19 protein-coding genes are annotated in these 24987 nt (G+C 43.0%); 12 read left to right on the forward strand and 7 right to left on the reverse strand.

Translation table 11 applies throughout. The features are described from left to right. Nucleotides 1–47: 47 nt before the first annotated feature. On the forward strand, nt 48–2078 hold the full coding sequence (locus tag IEE84_RS01685) for a M61 family metallopeptidase (protein ID WP_191114675.1): 2031 nt from the start codon (nt 48–50) through the stop codon (nt 2076–2078). A gap of 166 nt (nt 2079–2244) precedes the next feature. On the opposite strand, the gene copM is transcribed toward IEE84_RS01685, so the two are convergent. Both copM and IEE84_RS01695 read right to left on the reverse strand, forming a co-directional pair. Beyond that, nucleotides 2245–3108 carry a CopM family metallochaperone gene (copM, locus tag IEE84_RS01690; RefSeq protein WP_191114676.1) on the reverse strand — a complete coding sequence of 288 codons (864 nt, stop codon included), beginning with the start codon at nt 3106–3108 and terminating at the stop codon, nt 2245–2247. 213 nt (nt 3109–3321) lie between these two features. Continuing rightward, complete coding sequence (locus tag IEE84_RS01695) at nt 3322–3936, reverse strand: pseudouridine synthase (RefSeq protein WP_191114677.1); 615 nt, start codon at nt 3934–3936, stop codon at nt 3322–3324. Nucleotides 3937–4373: 437 nt separating this feature from the next. Here IEE84_RS01695 and icd point away from each other — a divergent pair, with 437 nt between their 5' ends. Next, nucleotides 4374–5633, forward strand: coding sequence for an NADP-dependent isocitrate dehydrogenase (gene icd / locus IEE84_RS01700; protein ID WP_191114678.1), 1260 nt, complete (start codon nt 4374–4376; stop codon nt 5631–5633). A 234-nt stretch (nt 5634–5867) separates the two neighbouring features. On the opposite strand, the gene IEE84_RS01705 is transcribed toward icd, so the two are convergent. Beyond that, the gene (locus IEE84_RS01705; protein ID WP_191114679.1) at nt 5868–8087 is read right to left on the reverse strand and encodes an NADP-dependent isocitrate dehydrogenase; all 2220 of its coding nucleotides are present in this window, start codon (nt 8085–8087) and stop codon (nt 5868–5870) included. Nucleotides 8088–8694: 607 nt separating this feature from the next. On the opposite strand from IEE84_RS01705, the gene IEE84_RS01710 reads away from it, so the two are divergent. From IEE84_RS01710 to IEE84_RS01725, 4 genes are all read left to right on the forward strand, one after another. After that, nucleotides 8695–10077: a GNAT family N-acetyltransferase gene (locus tag IEE84_RS01710; RefSeq protein ID WP_191114680.1), complete on the forward strand. Its 1383-nt coding sequence runs from the start codon at nt 8695–8697 to the stop codon at nt 10075–10077. Between the two features lie 99 nt (nt 10078–10176). Continuing rightward, nucleotides 10177–10665, forward strand: coding sequence for a chorismate--pyruvate lyase family protein (locus tag IEE84_RS01715; protein ID WP_191114681.1), 489 nt, complete (start codon nt 10177–10179; stop codon nt 10663–10665). Nucleotides 10666–11352: 687 nt separating this feature from the next. After that, nucleotides 11353–12609: a serine hydroxymethyltransferase gene (gene glyA / locus IEE84_RS01720; protein WP_191114682.1), complete on the forward strand. Its 1257-nt coding sequence runs from the start codon at nt 11353–11355 to the stop codon at nt 12607–12609. A gap of 409 nt (nt 12610–13018) precedes the next feature. Next, the gene (locus IEE84_RS01725; protein ID WP_191114683.1) at nt 13019–14554 is read left to right on the forward strand and encodes an alanine/glycine:cation symporter family protein; all 1536 of its coding nucleotides are present in this window, start codon (nt 13019–13021) and stop codon (nt 14552–14554) included. 135 nt (nt 14555–14689) lie between these two features. Here the strand turns inward: IEE84_RS01725 and gltS are convergent, their stop codons facing one another. From gltS to IEE84_RS01745, 4 genes are all read right to left on the reverse strand, one after another. Then, nucleotides 14690–15964 (reverse strand): sodium/glutamate symporter, encoded by a 1275-nt coding sequence (gene gltS / locus IEE84_RS01730; protein WP_057758303.1) that lies wholly within the window; start codon nt 15962–15964, stop codon nt 14690–14692. A gap of 138 nt (nt 15965–16102) precedes the next feature. After that, complete coding sequence (locus tag IEE84_RS01735; RefSeq protein WP_224737844.1) at nt 16103–16552, reverse strand: barstar family protein; 450 nt, start codon at nt 16550–16552, stop codon at nt 16103–16105. 1 nt (nt 16553) lies between these two features. Further along, complete coding sequence (locus IEE84_RS01740) at nt 16554–17300, reverse strand: ribonuclease domain-containing protein (protein WP_191114684.1); 747 nt, start codon at nt 17298–17300, stop codon at nt 16554–16556. A gap of 121 nt (nt 17301–17421) precedes the next feature. Then, entirely contained in the window at nt 17422–18723 is a 1302-nt protein-coding gene (locus IEE84_RS01745; RefSeq protein ID WP_191114685.1) for a glutamate-5-semialdehyde dehydrogenase, read from the reverse strand. 431 nt (nt 18724–19154) lie between these two features. On the opposite strand from IEE84_RS01745, the gene IEE84_RS01750 reads away from it, so the two are divergent. The 6 genes from IEE84_RS01750 to IEE84_RS01775 all read left to right on the forward strand — a co-directional run bounded on the left by IEE84_RS01750 (nt 19155) and on the right by IEE84_RS01775 (nt 24983). After that, on the forward strand, nt 19155–19460 hold the full coding sequence (locus IEE84_RS01750; protein WP_165598284.1) for a hypothetical protein: 306 nt from the start codon (nt 19155–19157) through the stop codon (nt 19458–19460). Between the two features lie 348 nt (nt 19461–19808). Next, nucleotides 19809–20606, forward strand: coding sequence for an ABC transporter ATP-binding protein (locus IEE84_RS01755; protein WP_057758311.1), 798 nt, complete (start codon nt 19809–19811; stop codon nt 20604–20606). Between the two features lie 330 nt (nt 20607–20936). Then, nucleotides 20937–21737: a transporter substrate-binding domain-containing protein gene (locus IEE84_RS01760; protein ID WP_179799075.1), complete on the forward strand. Its 801-nt coding sequence runs from the start codon at nt 20937–20939 to the stop codon at nt 21735–21737. 152 nt (nt 21738–21889) lie between these two features. Then, complete coding sequence (locus IEE84_RS01765) at nt 21890–22786, forward strand: transporter substrate-binding domain-containing protein (protein ID WP_191114686.1); 897 nt, start codon at nt 21890–21892, stop codon at nt 22784–22786. Between the two features lie 72 nt (nt 22787–22858). Continuing rightward, the gene (locus tag IEE84_RS01770; RefSeq protein WP_416383471.1) at nt 22859–23812 is read left to right on the forward strand and encodes an ABC transporter substrate-binding protein; all 954 of its coding nucleotides are present in this window, start codon (nt 22859–22861) and stop codon (nt 23810–23812) included. A gap of 436 nt (nt 23813–24248) precedes the next feature. Continuing rightward, nucleotides 24249–24983, forward strand: a complete 735-nt coding sequence (locus tag IEE84_RS01775; protein ID WP_057758316.1) for an ABC transporter permease — start codon at nt 24249–24251, stop codon at nt 24981–24983. Nucleotides 24984–24987 lie beyond the last annotated feature (4 nt).

A 24987-nucleotide genomic window follows, 5' to 3' on the forward strand; every position in this document is an offset into this window, starting at 1 on the left:
AGAGCAGGACTTCTAGCATAATTATAAAAATAAGGATGAGAGACACGATGACTGCATTTGCCAATACCACTACCAAACAACCAGCGAGCAATGTTTCAACCAATCATCATGATACTAAGGCTAAAACGATAGCTGACATAAGCTATCAATTTGATTTTGCCCGTTTCTACGAGCATTTGGTCGATGTATCCCTGAGCTTTACAGCAGTATCCGATGCGCCGCAGCTTTGGTTACCAGCGTGGATACCAGGCAGTTATCTAATGCGTGAGTTTGCTCGAAACATCACTGCGGTACATTATCAAGTACTAGAGGCTCAAAAAGCGGATAGTGACGAGCAGTCAGCGACTTATCGCGCGCAGAAAATTGACAAAAACACATGGCAGCTGCCAGCGGTGCAAGCAGGGCAGACGGTCATCGTCGAGTACGAAGTCTATTGCTATGACTTGTCTGTGCGTACAGCCTATGTCGATCAGCAACGACTTTATGGCAATTTTACTTCGCTTGCGCTAGCCGTCGAAGGGCAAGAGCAAGCACCTGCCCAAGTTAGCTTAATCGTTCCTGAGACATTTTTTGCAGACAAAGAAAGTAGCAAAGTATTGTTGGCCTGTGGTTTGGACACTACGCACCTGCAGATTGATCAGCAGCAAAAAGACAATCAGCAAGCGAACCGTCAGCATATTTACAAGTTACAGGCATCGAATTATCACGAGCTGATTGATTATCCATTCGAAATCGCAGAACAAGAAAAGTTTGATTTTATTATTCATGATAATGAGCATCAGACGCTACATCATAGTTTTTACCTGTCAGGCAAGCAGAATGCCAATCTAGGTCGGTTGCAGCAGGATATTACTCAGATTTGTCAGACCTATGTAGATTGGTTAGGCGATGCGCCATTTGACGATTATACCTTTATGACTTTTGCCAGCGGTCAAGACTATGGTGGGCTTGAGCATATCAACTCTACTAGCCTTATCACCCCGCGCAATGATTTGCCAAGTGCCAATGAGCCAAAGCTACCGAGTACAGATTATCAGCGGTTTTTAGGCTTGTGTAGTCACGAGTATTTTCATTCATGGTGGGTGAAGACGGTACGTCCTGATGTCATGATCGATGTCGATTTACGACGTGAGGCATTTACGCCATTACTTTGGGTATTCGAAGGGTTTACGTCTTATATCGATGATTTTATGTTGCAAGCGTCAGGCGTGATTGATAAAGCCAATTATCTGCGACTGCTAGCAGAACAAATCAATCGCTACTATCAAACCCCAGGGCGTGGCAATCAAAGCGTGGCAGAGTCGAGCTTTGATGCTTGGATTAAACTGTATCGTACCGATGAAAATACAGGCAATGCAGGTATCAGCTACTATAACAAAGGGGCGTTGGTAGCTCTATGTTTGGATCTAATCTTACTCAAGCATAGTGATGGTCGTTATCGTTTGTTTGATGTGGTCAAAGCTTTTTATACACATGCCAAGCAGAACTACAGTAAGCGGATTGGTATCAGTAGTGCTGATATGGGCTCCGTCATTGAGCAGTTTATGCCGCTAGCAGAATGGGAAGATTTTGAGCGCCGTTACGTCAATGGGGTAGAAGAGCTGCCAATTGAAGCGTTGCTAGTTGCAAATGGTGTCAAGATACAGGCGAATACCAAAGAAACGGCTGACAAACATGTGCCTTGGGGTATGCGATGTAATGAGACGCCAGCTGGACTCAAAGTCAATCGTGTGATGCGAGGTAGTATTGCCGCTAGAGCTGGTATTTCAGCGCATGATGTTATTATCGCGATTGACGGCATCAAAGCAGATACGAAACAACTTACCGCCTTGGTTAATACAGTGCATTCTGTTGAATGTTATTTATTCCGCCGTGATGAGCTGATGTGTGTTCAGGTTCAACCCGAAACGACAACCAAAGTTAAGCCGCGAGATGAGACAACTGGCATGACTGGAGCAGTACCTCCTCATAAAGTAAGCCTACGCTTAGCAAAAGGAGATAAGACTTTAGAGAATGATAATGAGCAATTAAAAGGTGAGGCAGGTTGGGAGACATGGCTTAATGTTATGAAGCGATAGCCTTGATGCTATATCAAATACCTTTCCATACGAAAAACCCTTCCACATAAAAAACCCTCTTCCAAGCATTCATGCTTAGAAGAGGGTTTTTTAATAACTTTCAATATTGTTGATATGTCTAAGCAACCTAAGTGATTAACCAATCAGTGATTGGTGACGTATAAGATTACTGCTGTTTCGCTTTATTATCTGGGCTATCTGGGCTATCTGGGTTCTTATTAGCGGTAGTTTTAGGCTCAATATTTTCATCTACAGAGCTATCGTCTTCGTTGCTACTTGCAGCCTCAAGCGCAGCAATCCAGTTTTTCATCACATCAATTTCAGTTTGCTGGTTATCAATGACGTCTTGCGCCAACTGACGCATCTCTTCATCTGTCCCATATTCGAGCTGAACTTTTGCCATGTCAACAGCGGCAATATGATGCGGTAGCATGCCGCGTGCAAATGCCATATCAGGCACGGGATCAGACACACCCAAAGTCATTTCGCCATGCATATTTTCCATGCTCTTAGCATATGCTTGCTGCATCGCCACAGTATTTGACTTAGGTTTAGCAGCATCAGGATGACTAGCCAACCACTTGTTTAAGATATCGATGTCAGCTTGCTGTGCCGTGATGACGTCTTGAGCAAGTTGGCGCATCGCTTCGTCAGTGCCATACTTGAGCTCTATTTTTGCCATCTCTACCGCGCCGCGATGATGTCCCAACATGCCTTTAGCGAAAGCGGTATCAGGATCGTTATAACCCATACCAATCATCATCTCATCATGCATTCTAGTCATCGATCTCGTATAGTCTCTGAGCATATCGCTCATTTGAGACTCATCACTGACACTATTATCGCTGTTATTTGTTAGAGTATCATCTGCCATATCGTCATGCTCAGCATGTGGCATATCAGTTACTGGCGGTGAGGTTTCTTCTGCAGGATTTGATTGGCTGTCCTCTGTCGTTGGCTGACAAGCACTCAATACAAGCGCCGCAGAAATGCTAGTGATCAACGAAAGAAAACGACGAGAAGCAATCATGACATATCCCTATTGTGAAAAAACCAAACGATAAATGGATAATACCTATTATACATAATCAATTACGTGCTGAATGTTAGCAGATAAACCTTACCCATTCGAGACACTATGTTTAACAGGTCGTAATATATTAGTGTAAGAGCTTTATATTAGGGGCTAAACAGCCAAACAGTGTGAATTAATCAACAGTATCTAAATTTAAAACCATCTAAACTAGTTAGAAATACCTAGCTGACGACAGTGTTCGCTAGTTAGATGAACGCGTACAAACTCCCCAACAGCTAACTCACCTAGCTCAAATCCTGCCACTGACCAACGTATCAAACGCAGACAAGGCAGACCGACATGAGCGGTCATGCGTCTAACTTGGCGATTTTTCCCTTCATATATTGTCAGCATTAGCCATGAGTCCGGTACGCTTTTACGCTCACGTATTGGCGGATTTCGCTGCCAGAGTACCATCGGTAGCTCATCTTCACTGACGTGCTTGACCTCAGCAGGTAGCGTTTTACCGTCTTTTAAAACCACGCCACGTTTAAGCTTATTAAGTTGCTCAGCCGTAGGGATTCCTTCTACTTGCACTAAATAAGTTTTACCTTGTTTGCGCCCTGCATTGGCTTTTGGCGGATGAGTAATTGCTTTATTAACGCGACCATCATCAGTCAAAATCAGCAAGCCCTCCGAAGTGGCATCTAGCCTACCAGCAACTCGCAAAGCCTTATCGGTAAAGTATTGCGATAGGGTGGTGTGGTCGTTGTTACTATCATCTCTAAACTGACTTTGCACGCCGTAAGGCTTATTGAATAAGATGAGACTAGAAGTAGACATAAAACGGTGTTTCCTAGTTTTTGATGGACAATGAATCATTGTAGCGTATGTTTTGTGATGCAGAGCTAGTATTAAGCGGCAAGACAAAGGGCGATATATTTAATGTGCTGTATGCCACATGACCTGCTACAAAAGTAGGACAGCGCTTGTATAGATTTGCTGTTATCCTAAATCCGCATTCTGATAGTGGTATTTATATTTTCAATAGAAAAATATCTACTATTTGCAAGCGACAATCATTGTTTGGGTCTTTATTTTAATTTTTTAGCTTCGAGCTATTTTTAACATTGTTTAAATCAATGTCGCAAGTGTCGTACTCATCAAAGCTTTGCTTAACCGATAAGCGCCCAGCGCGTTACAACTATAATAAAACGGTTAGCATAACAAAGTGTCTAGTTCGCTTGCGACGTCCAACATACAACCAAGGAGTATCATCTATGTCATATGATAAGGTTATCGTGCCAAGAGACGGCGAAAAAGTGACCGTAAACGCAGATCTCACATTAAATGTTCCCAACCATCCGATTATTCCGTTTGTGGAAGGTGATGGAATCGGTGTAGATATCACGCCTGTCATGATAAAGGTAGTCAATGCTGCGGTTGATAAAGCGTATCACGGCAAGAAGTCTATCATTTGGATGGAGACTTATCTTGGTGAAAAAGCAGCGAAAGTATATGACGGCGATTATTTGCCAAGCGAGACGCTAGAGATTCTAAAAGACTACGTCATTAGTATCAAGGGTCCATTGACCACACCAGTGGGTGGCGGCTTTAGCTCGTTAAACGTCGCAGTGCGCCAAAACCTTGACCTGTATGTCTGTCAACGCCCAGTACGCTGGTTTGAGGGCGTACCAAGCCCAGTACAGCATCCAGAGCTGACGAATATGGTTATCTTCCGGGAAAACACAGAAGATATCTACACGGGTATCGAGTGGAAAGCGGGCAGTGATGATGCCAAAAAAGTTATCAATTTCTTAAGAGATGAGATGGGTGTGACCAGTATTCGCTTCCCTGAAGACTGCGGCATCGGTATCAAGCCTGTCTCAAAAGAAGGCTCACAGCGCTTAGTACGTAAAGCGATTCAGCATGCCATCGATAATGATCTGCCAAATGTGACCCTAGTGCACAAAGGTAATATTATGAAGTTCACTGAAGGCGCATTTAAGGATTGGGGCTATGAGCTAGCGGCAGAGCGTTTTGGTGCAGAGTTATTAGATGGCGGTCCATGGATGACTATTAAGAATCCAAAAACGGGTAATGATATTATTATTAAAGACGTCATCGCTGATGCCTTCTTGCAGCAGATTTTGATGCGTCCTGCAGATTATTCTGTAGTAGCGACACTCAATTTAAACGGTGACTATATCTCTGATGCCTTGGCAGCAGAAGTAGGCGGTATTGGTATCGCACCTGGTGCAAATAAAGGCGGCGCGATCGCTGTTTATGAAGCGACGCACGGTACTGCACCCAAGTACGCTGGTCAGAATAAAGTAAATCCAGGCTCATTGATATTGTCTGCTGAGATGATGCTTCGTGATATGGGTTGGACGGAAGCAGCTGATCTTGTTATCAGTGGTATCCAAGGTGCGATTGCCAATAAAACAGTCACGTATGATTTTGAGCGTCTGATGCCAGATGCTACCTTACTGAGTACTTCGGAGTTTGGTAAGGCGATTATTAAGCATATGGAAGCCTAAAACTACTTAAACTCTAAGTATTCTATTCTATTACTATGTATCAAAAGCCACCTATATAAATAGGTGGCTTTTTTTATTTCACTTTTTATAAAGCTTTTAGAAAACACAAAAAAACACCCCAACGTTCGAAGACGGTTGAGGTGTTTTTTACTAAGACTTAAACCTGCTTGATCGCTTCTGAGTATAAAACCCAAAAGCGATTAGGCTTAATGGTTTAAGAGCAATCGCTTAAAATTATAGCGATGCCAATGTCTCGTTAAACAAAGCGCTTGGACGCATTGCTTTCTTAGCCAATTCTTCATCAGCATAGTAGTAGCCTTTGATATCTACTGGCTTGCCTTGAGCTTGGTTAAGTTCTTTAACGATGGCTTCTTCGTTCTCTTTTAGTTTTTGCGCGAATGGTGTAAATTGCGCTTTTAGCTCGCTATCTTTATCTTGCGCTGCAAGCTCTTCTGCCCAGTACATCGCTAGATAGAAGTGGCTACCACGGTTGTCGAGCTCGCCAGTTTTACGTGATGGTGACTTGTCGTTTAATAGCAGTTTTTCTGTTGCTGTATCTAGCGTGTCTGCCAAGATTTGAGCCTTAGCATTGTTGTCGTTGTTTGCTAAATGCTCCAACGATACCGTCAATGCCAAGAACTCACCGAGTGAATCCCAACGTAGATGGTTTTCTTCTGTCAGCTGCTCAACATGCTTCGGTGCAGAACCACCAGCGCCAGTTTCAAACAAACCGCCGCCTTTCATTAATGGTACAACTGATAGCATCTTGGCACTGGTACCTAGCTCTAGGATAGGGAACAAGTCAGTTAGGTAATCGCGTAGGATGTTACCAGTCGCAGAGATAGTATCTAGACCACGAGCAACGCGCTCTAGGGTATAACGCATCGCACGAACCTGAGACATAATCTCGATATGTAAGCCAGTAGTATCATGATCTTTTAGATACGTTCTGACTTTTTTGATTAGCTCGTTTTCATGTGGACGGTATGGGTCTAACCAAAAGATAACAGGCGTATCTGATTCACGAGCACGGCGTACAGCAAGTTTTACCCAGTCTTGGATAGGCTCATCTTTAACCTGACACATGCGCCAGATATCACCTTTCTCAACACGTTTTTCGAGTAATACTTCATCAGTATCAATATCGACGATACGTGCAATACCAGCATCGCTAGACTCAAAAGTCTTGTCGTGCGAGCCATATTCTTCAGCTTTTTGAGCCATTAGGCCAACGTTAGGAACGGTGCCCATTGTTTTTGGATCAAAGTTACCATGCCATTTGCAGAAGTTGATCATTTCTTGGTAAATACGAGCAAAGGTAGACTCTGGCATGACCGCTTTACAGTCATACATTTTGCCATCAGCGCCCCACATTTTACCACCTGAGCGAATCATCGCTGGCATAGAAGCATCAACGATTACATCACTTGGTGAATGGAAGTTGGTGATACCTTTTGAAGAGTCAACCATCGCCAGACGTGGGCGATGCTCTTGACATGCATGTAAATCACGCTCAATCTCTTCACGCTTTGAAGCTGGTAGCGTTGAGATCTTGTCGTATAGATCTGCCATACCGTTGTTGACGTTAATACCTAGCTCATCAAAGAATGCGCCATGTTTTTCGAAAGCTTCTTTGTAGTAGATTCTGACCGCATGACCAAAGACGATAGGATGCGAGACCTTCATCATAGTCGCTTTCACGTGTAGTGAGAATAAGATACCAGCTTCGCGGCAATCTTCCATTTCACGCTCATAAAACTCTAACAATGCTTTTTTGCTCATGACCATCAGGTCGATGACTTCTTTATCAAGCAAAGCAATTTTAGGCTTTAATACTTTTTGAGTACCGTCATCAAGTAACAACTCCATACGTACCGTACGAGCTTTATCTAATGTCATAGATTGCTCGCCATCGTAGAAGTCGCCGCCATGCATGTGTGATACGTGCGTGCTTGACCACTGCTTCCACTCACCCATAGAGTGTGGGTGCTTGCGTGCATAGTTTTTAACTGCTTTAGGAGCACGGCGATCTGAGTTACCTTCACGGAGTACTGGGTTCACTGAACTGCCTAAGCTTTTGCCATAGCGCTTGCGTAGCTCTTTTTCTTCGTCAGTTTGTGGATCTTCTGGGAAGTTAGGGATAGCATAGCCTTTGCTCTGTAGCTCTTTGATAGCGGCTTTTAACTGCTGTACAGAAGCACTGATGTTTGGCAGTTTGATGATATTGGTGTTTGGATCTTGAGTCAGACGACCTAGCTCAGCTAAGTTGTCAGGAACACGTTGCTCTTCGGTCAAGTATTCAGGGAATTCGGCCAATATACGCGCTGCAACAGAGATGTCGCTGGTTTCAACTTCAACGCCTGCCGTTTTAGTGAATGCTTCGACAATAGGTAAGAACGACAGAGTCGCCAGCGCTGGGGCTTCGTCAGTTTTTGTATAAATAATTTTTGACATTTTAGTTAGATCTTCCTTTAGGCTGTAGTTAATAATAAAGCTCAAATATAGTGTTGAATATGCGTCAATGATACTATGCAATAATCCATGATATGGTTAGAACAAGTACTTCATATGTAGCTTCTTAGAAATTTTTAAGACAGGTCAGACATTTTCTTTTAATAATATTCATGAAAAAAGCATTTGAAGGCAACACGTTAACGGTCGGCGCAAAATTGCCTAAAAGTGAATCACTGACGCTACATTATAATCAATCCACTATAAATCCGATAGGATGTCAATCGTATACCATGAACTAAGTATACTGTTTTAGCTCGTATCCTATGGTTTCGAATTATACTAAGCTAATAACAACCTTATTCTACCAGTCATCGGCTTCGATATCATCTTTTCCATACAACTACTGTTTTTTCATGACGTTTTATATTGATCTTACTGCCCATGAGCGCAGTCGTACAAACCACCGGCGTTATCGTTGGTGGTTTTTTATTGGGTGCGGATAAGTTTTTGCAAATTGTGACAGCAATGACGTAAAAATTTGCTAGTCTAGGTCATCAATAGATTGGTTATCGATAAATATATCGCGATTATAATAGTGACGGTGAATATGAGTTTAGAGTATGCGCTGATTAATGATACCAGCTGGCAGAGCCAAACAGAGTGGCGTACGCCAGATACCCCTTTTATGTCATTTGCTTTTTGGCAAGCGCTGACTGACACCGGAGCAATTGGTGAGCAGGCAGGGTGGCTACCGATATTTATTTTGGTACATCGTGTCACAGGCGCTACTAACAGTGCCGATAGTGAAGATAGCACCGATACCTTAGTAGACAGTGCGGCAGAAAATACATTGCAGCCTGTGGCCGTCATGCCAGTATTTATAAAAGGCCATCATCGCGGTGAGTTTGTATTTGATCATGCCTGGGCAGAAGCTTATGCACGCTATGGTGTTGATTATTATCCGCGATTGGTCACTAGCGCACCATATACACCGATTACTGGTCAGAGAGTTTGGTTGGCAAAAGGTGAAATATTAAATGGAGATATCCTCAAAACAGCCATCGCAGGCATTGATGATATTGCTCAACAAGTGGGCGCTTCAAGCTGGCATGGACTGTTTGTGACACCTGAGCTTGCCTCTATCGCCACCACATCTATGCCAACTGAAATTGATGTAGAGCTTGCGATAGCGGCTCAAGAAAGCGGCGTAGAATCAGCTACTATTGAGCTACCAATATTTGAGCGTCAAGGTTGCCAGTTCTTATGGCAAAACAAAGACTTACTTAATGACAGTAAGCCATTTGCAGATTTTGATGCTTTTTTGACGACCTTAAAAGCCAAAAAGCGTAAAACCATTCGGGCTGAGCGCCGTAAAGTTGCCGAGCAAGGCATTAGTTGCCAGCGCAAGTGCGGTGATACTATTAGCGATGCTGATTGGAAGGCTTTTTATCATTGTTATGTGATGACCTATGCAGTACGCGGACAACAGCCTTATTTGACGATAGATTTTTTTATGGCGTTGGCAGCGAGCATGCCTGAGCATATAATGCTTGCGCAAGCACTCGATGCCAGTGGTGAGATTATCGCGAGTAGTTTGTTCTTATATGATAGACCTGATAGTGACAATGTTGATGGTGATAAGGCTGATGGCGATAATAATGCCACCTTATATGGTCGTTACTGGGGCGCGCTAGGTGAATATGACAGCTTACATTTTGAGCTATGCTATTACCAAGGTATCGAGTTTGCTATTGAGCAAGGATTGATGTCTTTTGATCCAGGTACGCAAGGCGAACATAAGCTGGTACGTGGTTTTATCCCAACGACGACGCATTCTATCCATCGTATCTATGATCCGCGTTTTGTACCGGCAATTGGCGATTTTTGTGTCAGAGATCGGATGCATATGGCGCAGTATCGTCAGCAGGCCTTTGAAGCTTTGCCTTTTAATGCAGACAATATGCCTGAATTTGATGGTAGTGACTCATAGCAGTGCTTCATCACGGTAATCACCTTTGATGAACTCTGTTTCTATTTGCAAGCACCTTTTAACTATCAAACATCCTATAAAAAATACTAGCCATAAACTATGACCAGCAATTCTTTTAATTTTACCAATGACCTACCTCCTACTGAACTCTTACCTTGGCTAAATGCTGAAGGCTCTCTCACTGCGATATTAGAAGAGAAGGCAGGGCAGCCGCTGCGTGTAAAACGCAGCTTTGAGGGCTATCGTTCGCTGACTTTAGGTCAAAAAAAGCAGCTGGGTGTACGAGGCATGATGCTAAATCGCCCAATCCAAGCATGGGTAAGGGAAGTGCAGCTATATGGCAATGATGACATGCCATGGGTGCAAGCACAGAGCATCTTTCCTTTAAACAGTTTAAAAGGTCAGTCACGTCGTCTGCAGCATCTGAAAAACACACCTATTGGCTACGTGTTATTTAAGCGTCGCCGTACCTTGCCAAATGAACGTTTTATCAGTCATACGAATGACGGTTGGCAACGACAAACGCGTTATGACTGGTATGGTCGTAAGATAATGATCAGTGAAACGTTCCTGCCAGCGTTCTTATAATCACTTCACTATAATAGCCACTTTACTATAAAAGTATTACTGCGTTAGCCTCGCTTGAGGTATTTGATATACATCTACACTCGGCTGCTTTGTACTACTTTTAAATTGAATCGACTATATAGTCAAGTCTATATAAATCCGCTACATCGTCATCCTCGCTAAGCATACTAATGTATAGCTTGCACTCGGTTTCCTTGTATCGAAATCATATTAAATTGACTATATCTAGCCACGCTTAAAAATATTTTATGCTTGAGTTAACATAAGAAGGCATATTGGCGAAAAAACTCAACGGGTAAATCCTTTATTTTATTGGCTATTTATCTGTGTTATATAGTCATTTAATTCCCTCATCTTAAGGTGAGGTTTTTTTGCGCTCACAGCACAAATTTTCATGTTACACTTAATCTTTCGCGATGATATCGATGCAAATGTACATCGATTTTATTGACGAATCAGTCAAGTTAATAACAGGTCAGTCGCCTGTATTTATTCTTATTTCAATCTTTGCTAATAGACTCCATTCACAATAATGGTCGTAACATAAAACAGACTGCAGAAAAACAGCGTGCAGGGGTATCAAGCGTACTTCAGCGACGTTGACGCAGTAGTTGTTTTATTGTGGGCAGGCTATAAGCTTCTTTTCAATGACGTTTTTTAATGACAGTCACTACTTAGGACATCACTATGTTTAAAGATATTTCTATCAAAGATTTTGATCCCGTACTTGCTGAAGCGATGGCCGCAGAAAGCGTTCGTCAAGAAAACCATATCGAGCTTATCGCCTCTGAAAACTACTGCTCACAAGCAGTGATGGAAGCACAAGGTACTGACCTTACCAATAAATACGCAGAAGGCTATCCTGGCAAGCGTTACTATGGTGGTTGTGAGCATGTGGACGTAGTTGAGCAATTGGCCATTGACCGCGCTAAAGAGTTGTTCGGTGCAGAGTATGTGAACGTTCAGCCGCATTCTGGTAGCCAAGCAAACTCAGCGGTATTTTTAGCATTGTTGGAGGCAAATGACACTGTACTAGGCATGAGCTTAGACGCTGGTGGTCACTTGACCCATGGCGCACACATCAACTTTTCAGGTTTGAACTACAATGCCGTACAGTACGGATTGGTAGATGGCACTGGCCTTATTGATTATGATCAAGTAGAGAGTCTAGCGCGTGAGCATAAGCCAAAAATGATCATTGCGGGTTTCTCAGCATACTCACAAGTAGTAGATTGGCAGCGTTTCCGTGACATCGCGGACGAAGTAGGCGCGTATCTATTGGTCGATATGGCACACGTTGCAGGCTTAGTTGCTGGCGGTGTTTATCCAAACCCAGTACCTTTCGCTGATGTGGTCACGACGACGACGCACAAAACCCTACGTGGCCCACGCTCAGGTATGATTTTGGCACGTGATGAAGTACTGGCTAAAAAGCTAAACTCAGCTGTATTCCCAGGCAACCAAGGTGGCCCGTTGATGCATGTTATCGCTGCAAAAGCGGTTTGCTTTAAAGAAGCGTTAGAAGATAGCTTCAAAACGTATCAGCAGCAAGTAGTGAAAAATGCGCAAGCAATGGCAAAAGTGGTTCAAGAGCGCGGCTATGAAGTTATCTCTGGTGGTACTGAAAACCATCTAATGCTGATCAGCCTCGTTAAGCAAGAAATGACGGGTAAAGAAGCGGATAAATGGCTTGGTGAAGCACACATCACTGTCAACAAAAACGCTGTACCAAACGATCCAAAATCACCATTCGTGACTTCTGGTATCCGTATCGGTACACCAGCTATTACTACTCGCGGTTTCAACGAAGCACAAGCGGGCGAGTTGGCAGGTTGGATCTGTGACGTACTAGACAGCCGCGGTGATGAAGCGGTTGCTACTGAAGTACGCGCTAAAGTAGAAGCGATTTGTGCAGAATTACCAGTCTATGCTAAAAATCAGTAAACTTTAGAATGGTAATAAAAAAAACCGCTAAGCTTTTGCTTAGCGGTTTTTTTGTTATTGCTCTTTATAAATATTAGAGCATTTAACGCAAACCTGTATTGATACTGCTATTTAGCTCTTTTAATCATATTTAAGTTGGCTATTTAACCTGAAAATTATTACCGACATTTTTCGATAAATGTAGTGAGCTTGACTAAACTTTCCTATTGGTTTTAAAGAGTTAAGTTGATGTTTAATTAAGAAAAATGTGTAAATCTCTTTGTTTATACAAAAATATTAGTATATAGTCAGTATTGGACATTTAGTAATAATACTAATACAAATTATAATAAATAGTTACACTTTGTATTAGTATCGCTGTAATTGATTGAATAATTATATAAATATTATTTTCAATAGAGGGATTTACATGAAAAAACAATCTTTAGTCGCAACGATGCTATTACTCAGCACGACTCTTGCGCAAGCAGCAGAACAATCAGGTTTAGCAGCATTTGGAGCAGGTCTCGATGGCTTTATGGCCAATATATTCGGCTGGTTCGTCGACCTTATTTTCTTTTCAGTACCTCTTGGAGACGTCAGCTTCCCGCTCATTGTGGGTTGGTTATTAGTTGCCGCACTCGTATTCACTTTTTACTTTGGATTTATTCAGTTTCGCCAAATAGGCTTGTCTCTAGATATTGTCAGAGGCAAATATACCGATCCCAATCCGGCCAACAAAGAAGAAGGCGAGGTCAGCCACTTTCAAGCCTTAGCTACTGCGTTATCAGGTACTGTTGGTCTTGGTAATATTGCAGGCGTTGGTGCAGCACTTGCTATTGGTGGACCAGGTGCTACCTTTTGGATGATTATGGTCGGCCTATTTGGTATGGCGACTAAGTTTGTAGAATGTACGTTAGGTGTCAAATACCGTACGGTACTACCGTCTGGTGTCGTATCAGGTGGCCCTATGTACTACCTAAGCCGCGGTATGGCTGAACGTGGTATGGGCGGATTAGGTAAGTTTCTGGCTGTTGGTTTTGCCCTTATGTGTATATTGGCGACCTTTGGTGCCGGTAACATGTTCCAAGGTAACCAAGCCTTTGCAGTCATGAGCTCTACTTTTAGCATTCCAACGGATTACAGTGTATTCTTTGGTATTGGCTTAGCATTTTTAGTCGGTATGGTTATCATTGGTGGTATGCCGCGCATCGCAACCGTTACCGAAAAAGTCGTACCTTTTATGGCTTTGTTATACATTACTATGGCGGTAATCGTACTGATTGCTAACTTTAATCATATCGGCACTGCATTTGGCGAGATTTTCACAGGTGCCTTCACTGGTGCTGGTGTGGCTGGTGGCTTTATTGGCGCATTGATTCAAGGTTTGAAACGTGCAACTTTCTCTAACGAGGCGGGTGTGGGTTCAGCCGCTATTGCTCACTCAGCAGTAAAAACCAAAGAGCCTGCTACTGAAGGTCTAGTAGCGCTGTTGGAGCCTTTCATTGATACGGTTGTTATCTGTACGATGACGGCGCTTGTTATTACTATCTCTGGGGTGAACACTGCCGCAAACTTACAAACCCAGGCGCTTACTGGTGTGGATCTAACCCGTGCGGCCTTTATGGAAACGGCGCCTATCTTCCAGTATTTCCTAGCTGTCGCGGTATTGTTGTTTGCTTTCTCAACGATGATTTCATGGTCATATTATGGTCTAAAAGCTTGGACTTACCTCTTTGGTGAAGGTAAAGGCGGTGAGATGATATACAAACTTATCTTCTTAATCTTCGTTGTTATCGGTACCATCGTACAGTTCAGCTTCGTTATCGACTTCTCAGATGCGGCTCTGTTCGCTATGGCTATCTTTAACATCATCGGTCTATACTTCTTGATGCCAATTGTGAAAAGAGAGGTTAATTCTTTCATAGCTCGTGTGAAAAGTGGTGAAGTTAAAAAGTATAAATAATGGGTTTGATTGAATACTCTATTATAATTTGATAATTAAAAAAGCCCGCCAAGACTTATCTTGGCGGGCTTTTCGATGGCCAGCATTTGTTATTTACTAGATAGCTATTAAGTTTTGATCTGTGACAGCATCAGTCTACATAAACGGCAACTTCGTAAATATCTGCAATATCGTGGCATTAACGATATCAACAAAGAACGCACCTACCATTGGCACAATTAGAAATGCTTTAGGTGAAGGCAGATAGCGATCAGTGACTGCCTGCATGTTCGCAATCGCTGTCGGTGTCGCACCCATACCAAAACCACAATGACCTGCTGATAATACAGCTGCGTCATAGTCTTTACCCATAATCTTAAAGGTAATCAGGTAAACATAGATAATCATAATGATGGTCTGTACAACCAATATGACTAGTACAGGGCCTGCCAAATCGGTCAATTGCCAAAGTTTTAAAGACAACAATGCCATCGCTAAAAATAGACTTAAAGATGCATTACCAAGTACATCAATTGAGCGGTCAAACATATCAAAATTGAAGACCATCGTCAGCACATTACGAATGATGACGCCGCCTGCCAGTGCCCATACGAACGTCGGCAGTTCAAACCATGTACCTTCAGCAACGATGGCCATTACATCGGCAAAAGCCAAAGCACCTGCGAATAGTGCCAAGGTTTCGATAGTAGAAGAAGCGGTGATAAAGCGCATGCTATCAGGTCTTTCAAAGATATCTTTATTACTACCTGCAGACTCTTCATCATGTTTGGTGCTATATAACGATTGTGCACCAGCAACTTTTTCGATATCGCTAGGATCAGGGTTGGCTGGCGTTGGTTTTAGGCCAAGTCGATTAATCAAGCGACGGGCAACAGGACCGCCAACGATACCACCCGCGACCAAACCATAAGTAGCAACGGCGATACCAAGTGTCGTCGCACCGACCACACCGTAGTCTTGTTCTAACGTAATACCCCAAGCGCCTGCTGTACCATGACCACCAGTTAGAGCGATAGAACCTGTCACTAGACCGAGCAAAGGATCAAGTCCTAACGCACTTGCCATGGCCACACCAACGACGTCCTGCAATACAATAAACACTGAAACAACGATAGTAAAAATTAGTAATGGTGTGCCGCCTGCTTTTAATCGACTAAAATCAGCGCTCAGACCGATGGAGGCAAAGAACATCAACATGGTGGCGGTCTGTAGTCCTTGATGAAAGTTAAAACTATATCCCCAAACCATATTGAGAGCATAGACAACAATCGCCGCGACCAAACCGCCAGCAACCGGTTCTGGAATATTAAAGTCTTCTAAGAATTTGACTCTCCGCACTAAAAACCGCCCAAGTAGCAGCACTAAGGTGGCCAATATCAGGGTGTAATAACCGTTTAAGGTAATCTCCATAGGTTAATCCTTTCTATAAAATAAATTAACCTGAATTCGGGATAAATATGGCTTTATCTCGAATTCAGGTTTCTATGATGACGAATAATTATCGGTGACTATTGTCGGTCGGGCTTGCAATATATAGGCTTTTAGCGACTAATTTTCTAACGCATAAGCTTCATCCTCAGATGGCACAATGATCCACAATTGTGGTTTGCCAAATTCTCTAAAGGCATCCTCAATGATGCTTTTAAAGACATTGAAGTCCTCAGTGTTTATCCTCTTGACGTCTGTCAAATCAAGCCTTAAATGAATTGCCTCACTGTCTGTTAGACAATCCCATGCACTGTCCCAGTTGTGTGAAAAATAACTAGGGAAGTCACAGGCCTTGGCCAAACTCGTCAATAGCTCAGTTTTTTCGAGCGTGTCACCTACGGCTATAGTAACAGCCTGCGCAGGAATGCTAGTACCCAGTGCTGTACCGTTTTGGTTAATGTGACCTTGATTAACATGGCTTTGATTAACATAGTGGATGGCTTTGTTTATACTGTCTCGATTCATATCGGCTTTGTCCGTATTCGCTTGTTTCATATCAGCTTTTTTCACATTAAGGCACCTGTAGTCTTTGAAAGCTATCATAGTGGTCGATAGTCAAGTAATAGACAGTAGGTGGGTTACCACCTGTGACGATACGCCGTGCGCCGCGATGAGAGACACCAGGGGTGGGCACGGTATATTCGCGGTAGTAGCCTTGTGACTGGGAAGGTAGTCTGCCTTCACGGTTATAAAACGTCGTGCCATCTTTATTTGGATACGGAAACGGTCCACCTTGCTGAATAAGCGCAATCGTATTATCGACCTGTGCATCACCCGTTATGCCAGCAGTGGCGACTTGGTTCGTATTATTAGTGACGTCTTGCGACACCGTTGTCGACTCGATGCTATCAGCAAACAATGTCGAATTTAAATCGCCAAAGAAATAAAAAGCGACAGCGATGATAGCGATCAGGCTAAATAGTGTAGAGCCTAAGCTTCTTTTATTGGATTTGCTGTTTTGATTGCTACGATTTGAGTTACGAGTGCTGTGATGGCTATTAGTATTAGTAGGTGTATAGTTTGGAACATCTGATGCAGTATCTTGGTCAAGGCTCAACGAAGATGAGGTCACTTCAGTGGCTCTCAATTGATTTTTGTCGTTACGGGCACTGTTAAAGTAGACGCTTTGTCCAACCGTTATAGGCTTCGCCAGTCTTGCTTTGCTTATATGAAAGAACACATCTTCATTTTGATTGTCTACATCGATAAAGCCATAGCCTTTATCTTCGTTCCAGTGCTTAATCTTGCCACTTTGCATGGTTGTACCGCTCCCTATAATTTAAATGCCTTAACTAAAATACTTATGATTCAAACGAAGAAACGCCAGCATAATTGCTGACGTTTCTGATTACTCGTTTCGATAGTGGATGCTGATATGATTAAGCACGGGTTTCGCCATGACCGTAGACGATCCATTTTTGTGAAGTCAGACCTTCGAGACCGACAGGACCACGGGCATGGATTTTGTCCGTTGAGATACCAATCTCAGCACCGAGACCGTATTCAAAACCATCAGCAAAACGGCTAGAAGCGTTAATCATAACGCTAGCCGAATCAACTTCACGGATGAAGCGCTGCGACTTGGTATAGTTATCAGTGATGATGACATCTGTATGATGACTGCCGTGCGTATTGATATGCTCAATTGCCTCATCAATACCTGAGACCACTTTTACCGCTAGGATAGGAGCTAGATATTCAGTATCCCAATCTTCAGCCGTGGCAGCTGATAGATGACTTTCAAGCTTAGCATTTTCATTTAGGATAGCTTGTGATTTGTCATCAAGGCGTAATTGCATTGCGTCATCAGCCGCGACGATGGCTTCTGCTATTTTAGGTAATAGCTCATCTGCGACTGTTTCATCGACCAGTAGCGTCTCCATCGTATTACAAGTACCGTAGCGATGTGTTTTTGCATTGACACTGACCTTAATCGCAATTTCAGGATCCGCATCACTATCGATAAAGGTATGGCAGTTACCGTCTAAATGCTTAATTACAGGGACTTTGGCATCGTTGCTGATACGTGCAATCAGACCTTTACCACCACGTGGCACGATGACATCGACATATTCAGTCATAGTAATCAGCTCACCAACGGCTGCACGATCGGTCGTTTGTAGCACTTGCACGCTATGTTCCGATAGATCAGTATGGCTAAGACCTTTAATAATGCATTTGGCAATGGCTTGGTTAGATTCAAATGCTTCAGAACCGCCACGTAAGATAATAGCATTGCCTGACTTGAGTGCTAGTGAGGCAGCTTCTAACGTTACATTAGGACGCGACTCATAAATCATACCGACCACACCAAGTGGTACTCGCATTTTGCCCAAATGAATACCCGATGGCTGATAAGTCATGTCAGTGACTTCACCGATTGGATCAGGAAGGCCAGCGACGTCTTTAAGACCTTGTAGCATACCGTTAAAACGTGCTTCGTTTAGCTCCAAGCGGTCGAGGAGTGCGCTATCAAGATTGTTTTTTTGACCGTTGTCCATATCGATTTTATTGGCAGCCAAGATGTCTTGTTTGGCATTGACCAGCTCATCATGAATGGCCAAGAGTGCTGAGTTTTTATCGCCAGTGTTGGCAGCAGCTAGTGCGCGAGAAGCGGCTCGTGCTTGCTTGCCAACAGACTGCATATAGGTCGTAATATCCGTAGTGTTCGATTGACTCATAAATTATTTTCCTTATGTGATACAGGTTTTTTATAACTAAAAGCGCCCAATTTTATATAGGTAAAAGTACCTAAAAAGGCGAAAAATGTCGCAAAAAAAGAAGTTTTGAATGCCTACTGAAATAGCGATAGGTCATTATGCTATTTAACATAGAGCAGATTGAGACGATAGTAAAGATGATTTTGTGAACAGAATCCGCTTTGCAACGCTCTTGTAAGGGCTTATTCAAAGTTATATTGCTCGTGCTAAGCGGTATTTATTTAAGATAGCTGCGTTATCAGTACTACACTATATCTTTACGTGTTTTTAACAGAATTGCGCTGTAAATACTAAGGTAGCTGCGAGATATCCTCAGTATAGTAAGCATTAAAACAGCAAGGCTATCAGTAGATAGTACTTAATCTTATTATGATGAGTGATGGAGAACGAACATGGCTACGAAAAATACAACTTATAAAAATTGGTTAACGGTTGGCTTGGTAGCAGGTGCTTTGGCATTAGGCGCTTGTAGCAAAAAAGACGACACACCGATGGAAACTGAAGCTGATACTACTGTAGATGCTCAAACCTCTGTAGAAGAAAGTGCGACAGCGAGTGACTCTGACGATGTGGCCGTTGCTAGTGCCGATGATGAAGGTATGGACGTTACCAATAACGATGATGTGGCAGTGGCGACAGCAGAAGATGCGGATATGATGGATGGGACTGAAGACTCAGAGCATGTATCGACGTACTAGTCGTACATTATAGAATGTATTAGCGACATATTAAATGTACTAACTACATACTATAAATAGGCAGTTATCAGATAACACAACGTCTCGTATTCTAAAGTGATAAAATAAAGCCCAGAGCGATAAATGCAGTCTGGGCTTTTTTGTATTCGTGTTTTGCTAAAAACTGATTAACCCGTTGGTTAAATACAATATTTGCCTTTTTACTGCGTAATAAGAGACAATATGGCATTTTTCTCTTTGCCTCATCAGGCATATTACGATAATGCATCTAGATGCTTGTACTATATATAGATATAGCTCTTATTTTATTCGTGTTTTCACTCATATTTATTGGAAGTCTGCTGAACCATGCTTGATACTGCAAAAAACCCGACTCGGCCTATCGCCCTAGACTTACAAGACATCCATAAAAGCTACGGCTCATTAGAGGTATTAAAAGGGGTATCCCTAACTGCCTATGATGGCGATGTTATCTCTATTTTGGGCTCATCTGGCTCAGGTAAGTCGACGTTGCTGCGTTGTATTAATCTTCTAGAAAACCCAAATCATGGTCGTATCTTGATCGGTAATGAAGAGCTGATGCTAAAACCTGCCAAATCAGGTGAGCTACAAGCAGCAGACGTAAAGCAGCTAGAAAGCTTGCGCGCTCGTGTAGGATTTGTCTTTCAGAACTTTAACCTATGGCCGCATAAGACAATTCTACAAAACATCATCGAAGGGCCAACGCAGGTCTTAAAGATTAAAAAAGACCAAGCGATTAGCGATGCAGAAAAACTGCTTGATAAAGTAGGTCTGCTCGACAAAAAAGACGCTTATCCTGCCAACTTATCTGGTGGTCAGCGTCAGCGTGTCGCTATTGCTCGTGCGCTTGCTATGCAGCCACAAGTTCTACTATTTGATGAACCAACCTCTGCACTAGATCCTGAACTGGTCAACGAAGTGCTTGCGGTAATGCGCGAGCTAGCAGAAGAGGGACGTACGATGCTTATCGTTACTCACGAAATGCGCTTTGCCCGTGAAGTATCAAGCAAAGTCGTCTTTTTACATCAAGGTGTGGTTGAAGAAATTGGCACACCTGAGCAAGTCTTTGATAACCCTACCTCTGAGCGCGTCAAAGACTTTATGGCATCGCACCGTCCTACTTAGTTATTAGTTTTTTGCCTAGTACCATGTCTGATACAGATGGTGGCAATACGCTTGCCACCATTTACCCTACCAAATGTAAAATCACTGTAACGTAACCATTGTTGACTGTTTATTGCCCAATGATAACTATGAGTATGCAAAACGTTTGTTTTTGATATTTTACTCAGGTATTATCAAAAGGTTTATAGGCCGTCATGTCTCGTGGCTGCCTGTTATTCTGCTATCTATATTGCTTGTCTGGCAGGGACGTCAGAGAACAAAATATCAGAACCCTAAGTCAGAAAATCCTGTCAAAAACTTATGTAAAACCCATCAGAATTTAAGGAACGTATGATGTCGAATTCTCGCCTATTGTGGTCATCAATGACCGTTACTGCTGCATTGATGTTGAGCGCTTGTAGCCAACCTGCCGATGAAACTACCGATACCAACGCTGACGCCCCTGCAGCAGAAACCACTGGTAAAACCATTCGTATCGCCACCGAAGGCGCTTACCCTCCATTCAACTACACCAACGCTGACGGCAGCTTGGCAGGTTTTGATATCGATGTTGCCAATGCCTTGTGTGATCAAATGCAAGCCAAATGTGAAATCGTTGCACAGGATTGGGACGGTATCATCCCTGGTCTATTGGCACAGAAATATGATGCTGTCATTGCAGGTATGTCTATTACCGCTGAGCGTCAAGAAAAAGTTGATTTCAGCGAGCCGTACTTTGCCAATACAATGGTATGGCTAACCAACACGGATGGTGGTTTTGATCCTATGGCGATTAAAGACGCAACGCTTGGTGGTCAACGCTCTACTACGCCAGGTGCTTATCTACAAGATAACTACGAAGGCAAAGAAGGCAACACCGTTCAGTTATATGACAACTATGACAATGCCTATCTAGATCTAAAATCTGGTCGTAGCGATGCCGTATTGGCTGAAAAAGTTTCTGCCAAATCATGGCTAGCAGAAAACGCAGCGGGCTTCGGTATCGTTGGTGATGAAATTGATAACGATGACAATATTGCCATTGCTGTACGTAAAGGTGACTCACTCAAAGCTGACTTTGACAAAGCATTGAGCGAAATCCGTAGTAACGGTGAGCTTGCACGTCTTGAGCAGATGAACTTTGGTCAATAATGACTCACTGAAGATTTATGCTTAGAACAAGTAACGTTTGATGCGAGTAATGCTTAAAACCAAGCATGTTTTAAATAAACGGTGTTTATAAGCATAAATCAGCAAGCAGTGATTGACGATACAGCTGGTAAATATATTAAGGAATAAAACTTATGACAATTTCAATGACATCATCAATGAGCAGAAAAGCATTGTGGCTAGCACCGCTTAGCGCAGCAATGCTAATGCTGGCAGGTTGTAACAATAGCTCAGAACCAGCAGAAAATGCTGAAGCTGATACCGCTACTGAAGCGCCTTTAAATATCAAAATTGCGACAGAATCAAGCTATAAGCCTTTCAGTTATACAGATGCAGATGGCAAGCTGATTGGTTACGAGATTGAGCTGGTTGACGCATTATGTGCACAAATGAAAGCTGAGTGTGAAGTCATCTCTCAAGATTGGGATGGTTTGATTCCAGGGCTTAACGCACAGAAATTTGATGCAGCTATTGCAGGTATGTCTATCACGCCTGAGCGTAAAGAAGTGGTTGATTTCAGTGACCCTTACTTCCATAGCGGTATCATCTTGATCGGCAAAAAAGGTGATGACTTAAGCGTTGAGTCGCTAACAGGTCTACCAATTGCCTCACAGCGCTCAACTGTTGCCTCTCAGTACCTACAAGACGAGCACGCAGATGCTGATATCAAGTTATATGATACGCAAGACAATGCTTATCTAGATCTGACCTCAGGCCGTGTGCGCGGTATGATGTCTGATAAAGTCACAGGTATCGACTGGTTAAAAACAGACGCAGGTAAAGGCTACGAAGTTAAAGGTGAAGAAATCAGCACCAATGATGACGCAATGGGTATTGCTTTCCGTAAAGGCGATCCGTTAGTTGCTAAGTTCAATGCAGCATTGGCTGAGCTAAAAGACAACGGCACCTATGATCAAATCACGGGTAGCTATTTTGGTACTAGCTCAACGGCTGCAGCACAAAAAGCGGTAGCAACAACTGATAGTGTCGAAGAAGTAGTGGTCGCTGAAGAAGAAGCGCCAGCTAACTAATACGATATCTAGCAGTTTGACTACTGTTGTTTGAAGACGTGTTGTTTACTCAAGAAAAAACCAAGGATGATCATGAGCAACCATTGTGCCCCAATCTGTATCACGACTGGCAAATCTAACATTAATGTAGCCAGTCGTCTGTCTATGTCATTGTTTGCACTAGCGACGGCCTTTACTGTTGCTGGCTGTAGCAATAGCCAAGAGAGTGCCGCTGATACCAATTCAGAGGCTACCGAAACAACGGCAGCCTCTACAGGTGATGTATTACGCATCGGTACAGAAGGGGCCTATGCACCTTTTAACTATACCAATGCTGATGGGACACTTGGTGGTTTTGATGTTGAGATAGCAAATGCACTCTGTGCGGATATGCAGGTGACCTGTGAGATTGTGGCGCAGGACTGGGACGGTATTATCCCTGGTCTAAAAGCAGGTAAGTACGATGCAATCGTGGCCGCGATGTCCGTTACTCCAGAGCGTTCGCAGCAGGTGAGCTTTACCGATCCGTACTTTAGCAATGCCTTGGTTTTTTTGGCCAAAAAAGACAGCAGCTTTGACCCTAGTAACAACAGCGATATTGACTCGCATTCTATTGCTGCACAGCGTTCAACTATTTCATCGCAGTGGCTAGAAGACACGTATCCAAAAGCCGATATGAAGCTTTATGATACGTTGAGCAATGCGTTTTTGGATCTTGGTTCAAACCGTGTCGATGCGATGATTTCTGATAAGTTGCCTGCCATAGAATGGCTGAGCTCAAATGCTGGTAGCAAATATGCGCTCAAAGGTGATGAAATTGATATCAATGATAATTTTGCCATAGCAGTACGCCCAGGCGATCCGCTACAAGCAAAGATCAATCAGTCTCTTGCCAATATAAAAGCTAATGGTACTTACGATAAAATCAATCAAAAGTATTTTGCGGTGCCAGCGTCTGCAACGAGCACAGTTGATGAAGACGCAAATACAGGCACAGATACAGATGCAGTTATTAGCGAGCAACCAGCGACAGAAAACGCTAGTTAATAGCTAACAGTAGTCAAAGATAGCAGTCAAAAAATATTGTTTTGATTAATTAAAGGATATCGCCACCATGGTGATGTCCTTTTTTATTTGTCGTTATATCAACGAATATACATCGTAGCAGCCTATCAATTTTGCTCAAATTTAGTCGGCTGATTGTATGTCTCTAGAGGCAAGTGTCTGTTTAAGTACGGTTTAGGCGCAGCTTTTACGCGTCAGTATTAACATCACGGCGAGTGAATATGATAAAATCAGCGCTCATTTCTACTGTGTCAATTATCGCAGCGTTAATCGTATTCTTCTGACGTCATTTTTTGACGCCGACCATCCCTATTGATTTGGTATAAAATACGGTGTTTCGCCGCGTTCAGCTATTGATGCTGATTCTTTTAACTCATATTTTGCAAATTGCTAATATAAAGAGACTGAGTGGATAATCGTGTTTGACTTACAAGGATTTGGCGCGCTTTTATTAAGCGGCGCTACCGTCACCATACAGCTAGCTGTGACCAGTTTGATCATTGGTCTGGCTTTAGGCTTGCTCGGCGCAACCGCAAAGATGTCCAATATCTGGTTGCTACGTAAACTTGCGACTGTCTATACTGCGACGATGCGCGGTATTCCTGAGCTGCTATTGGTGCTCTTTATTTATTATGGCGGCTCTATCTTATTGATGAGCATCCTCAAAAAGTTCGGCTATAACGACTATGTCGAGATTAGCGCTTTTTGGGGTGGTGTCATGGCACTGTCTATTGCTTTTGGTGCGTATGCGACTGAGATTTTTCGCATGTCCATTCAAGAGATTCCAGTGGGCCAGCGAGAGGCTGCGCAAGCGATTGGTATGCGTCCTTTTCAGACTTTTTATCGCATCACTTTACCGCAAGTATGGCAGATTGCTTTGCCAGGTTTGGGAAATTTATTTCTGGTACTGCTTAAAGATACCGCATTGGTATCGGTCGTGGGTCTCAAGGACATCATGTATCAGTCATCGCGTGCGGCACAGTCTACACAGCAGCCGTTTACCTTTTATATGGCAGCAGCGATTATTTATTTGGGTCTGACCATGTTGATTACTGGCTTTATGATGTGGCTTGAGTGGCGCGCCAATCCTGCGGCACGCTATGCCAAAAAGATAAGCCGTCAATCCACTCACAGTCAATCGACCATAGGGTAGAGGA

The organism is Psychrobacter sp. 28M-43 (assembly GCF_014770435.1).
Classification (GTDB): Bacteria; Pseudomonadota; Gammaproteobacteria; order Pseudomonadales; family Moraxellaceae; genus Psychrobacter.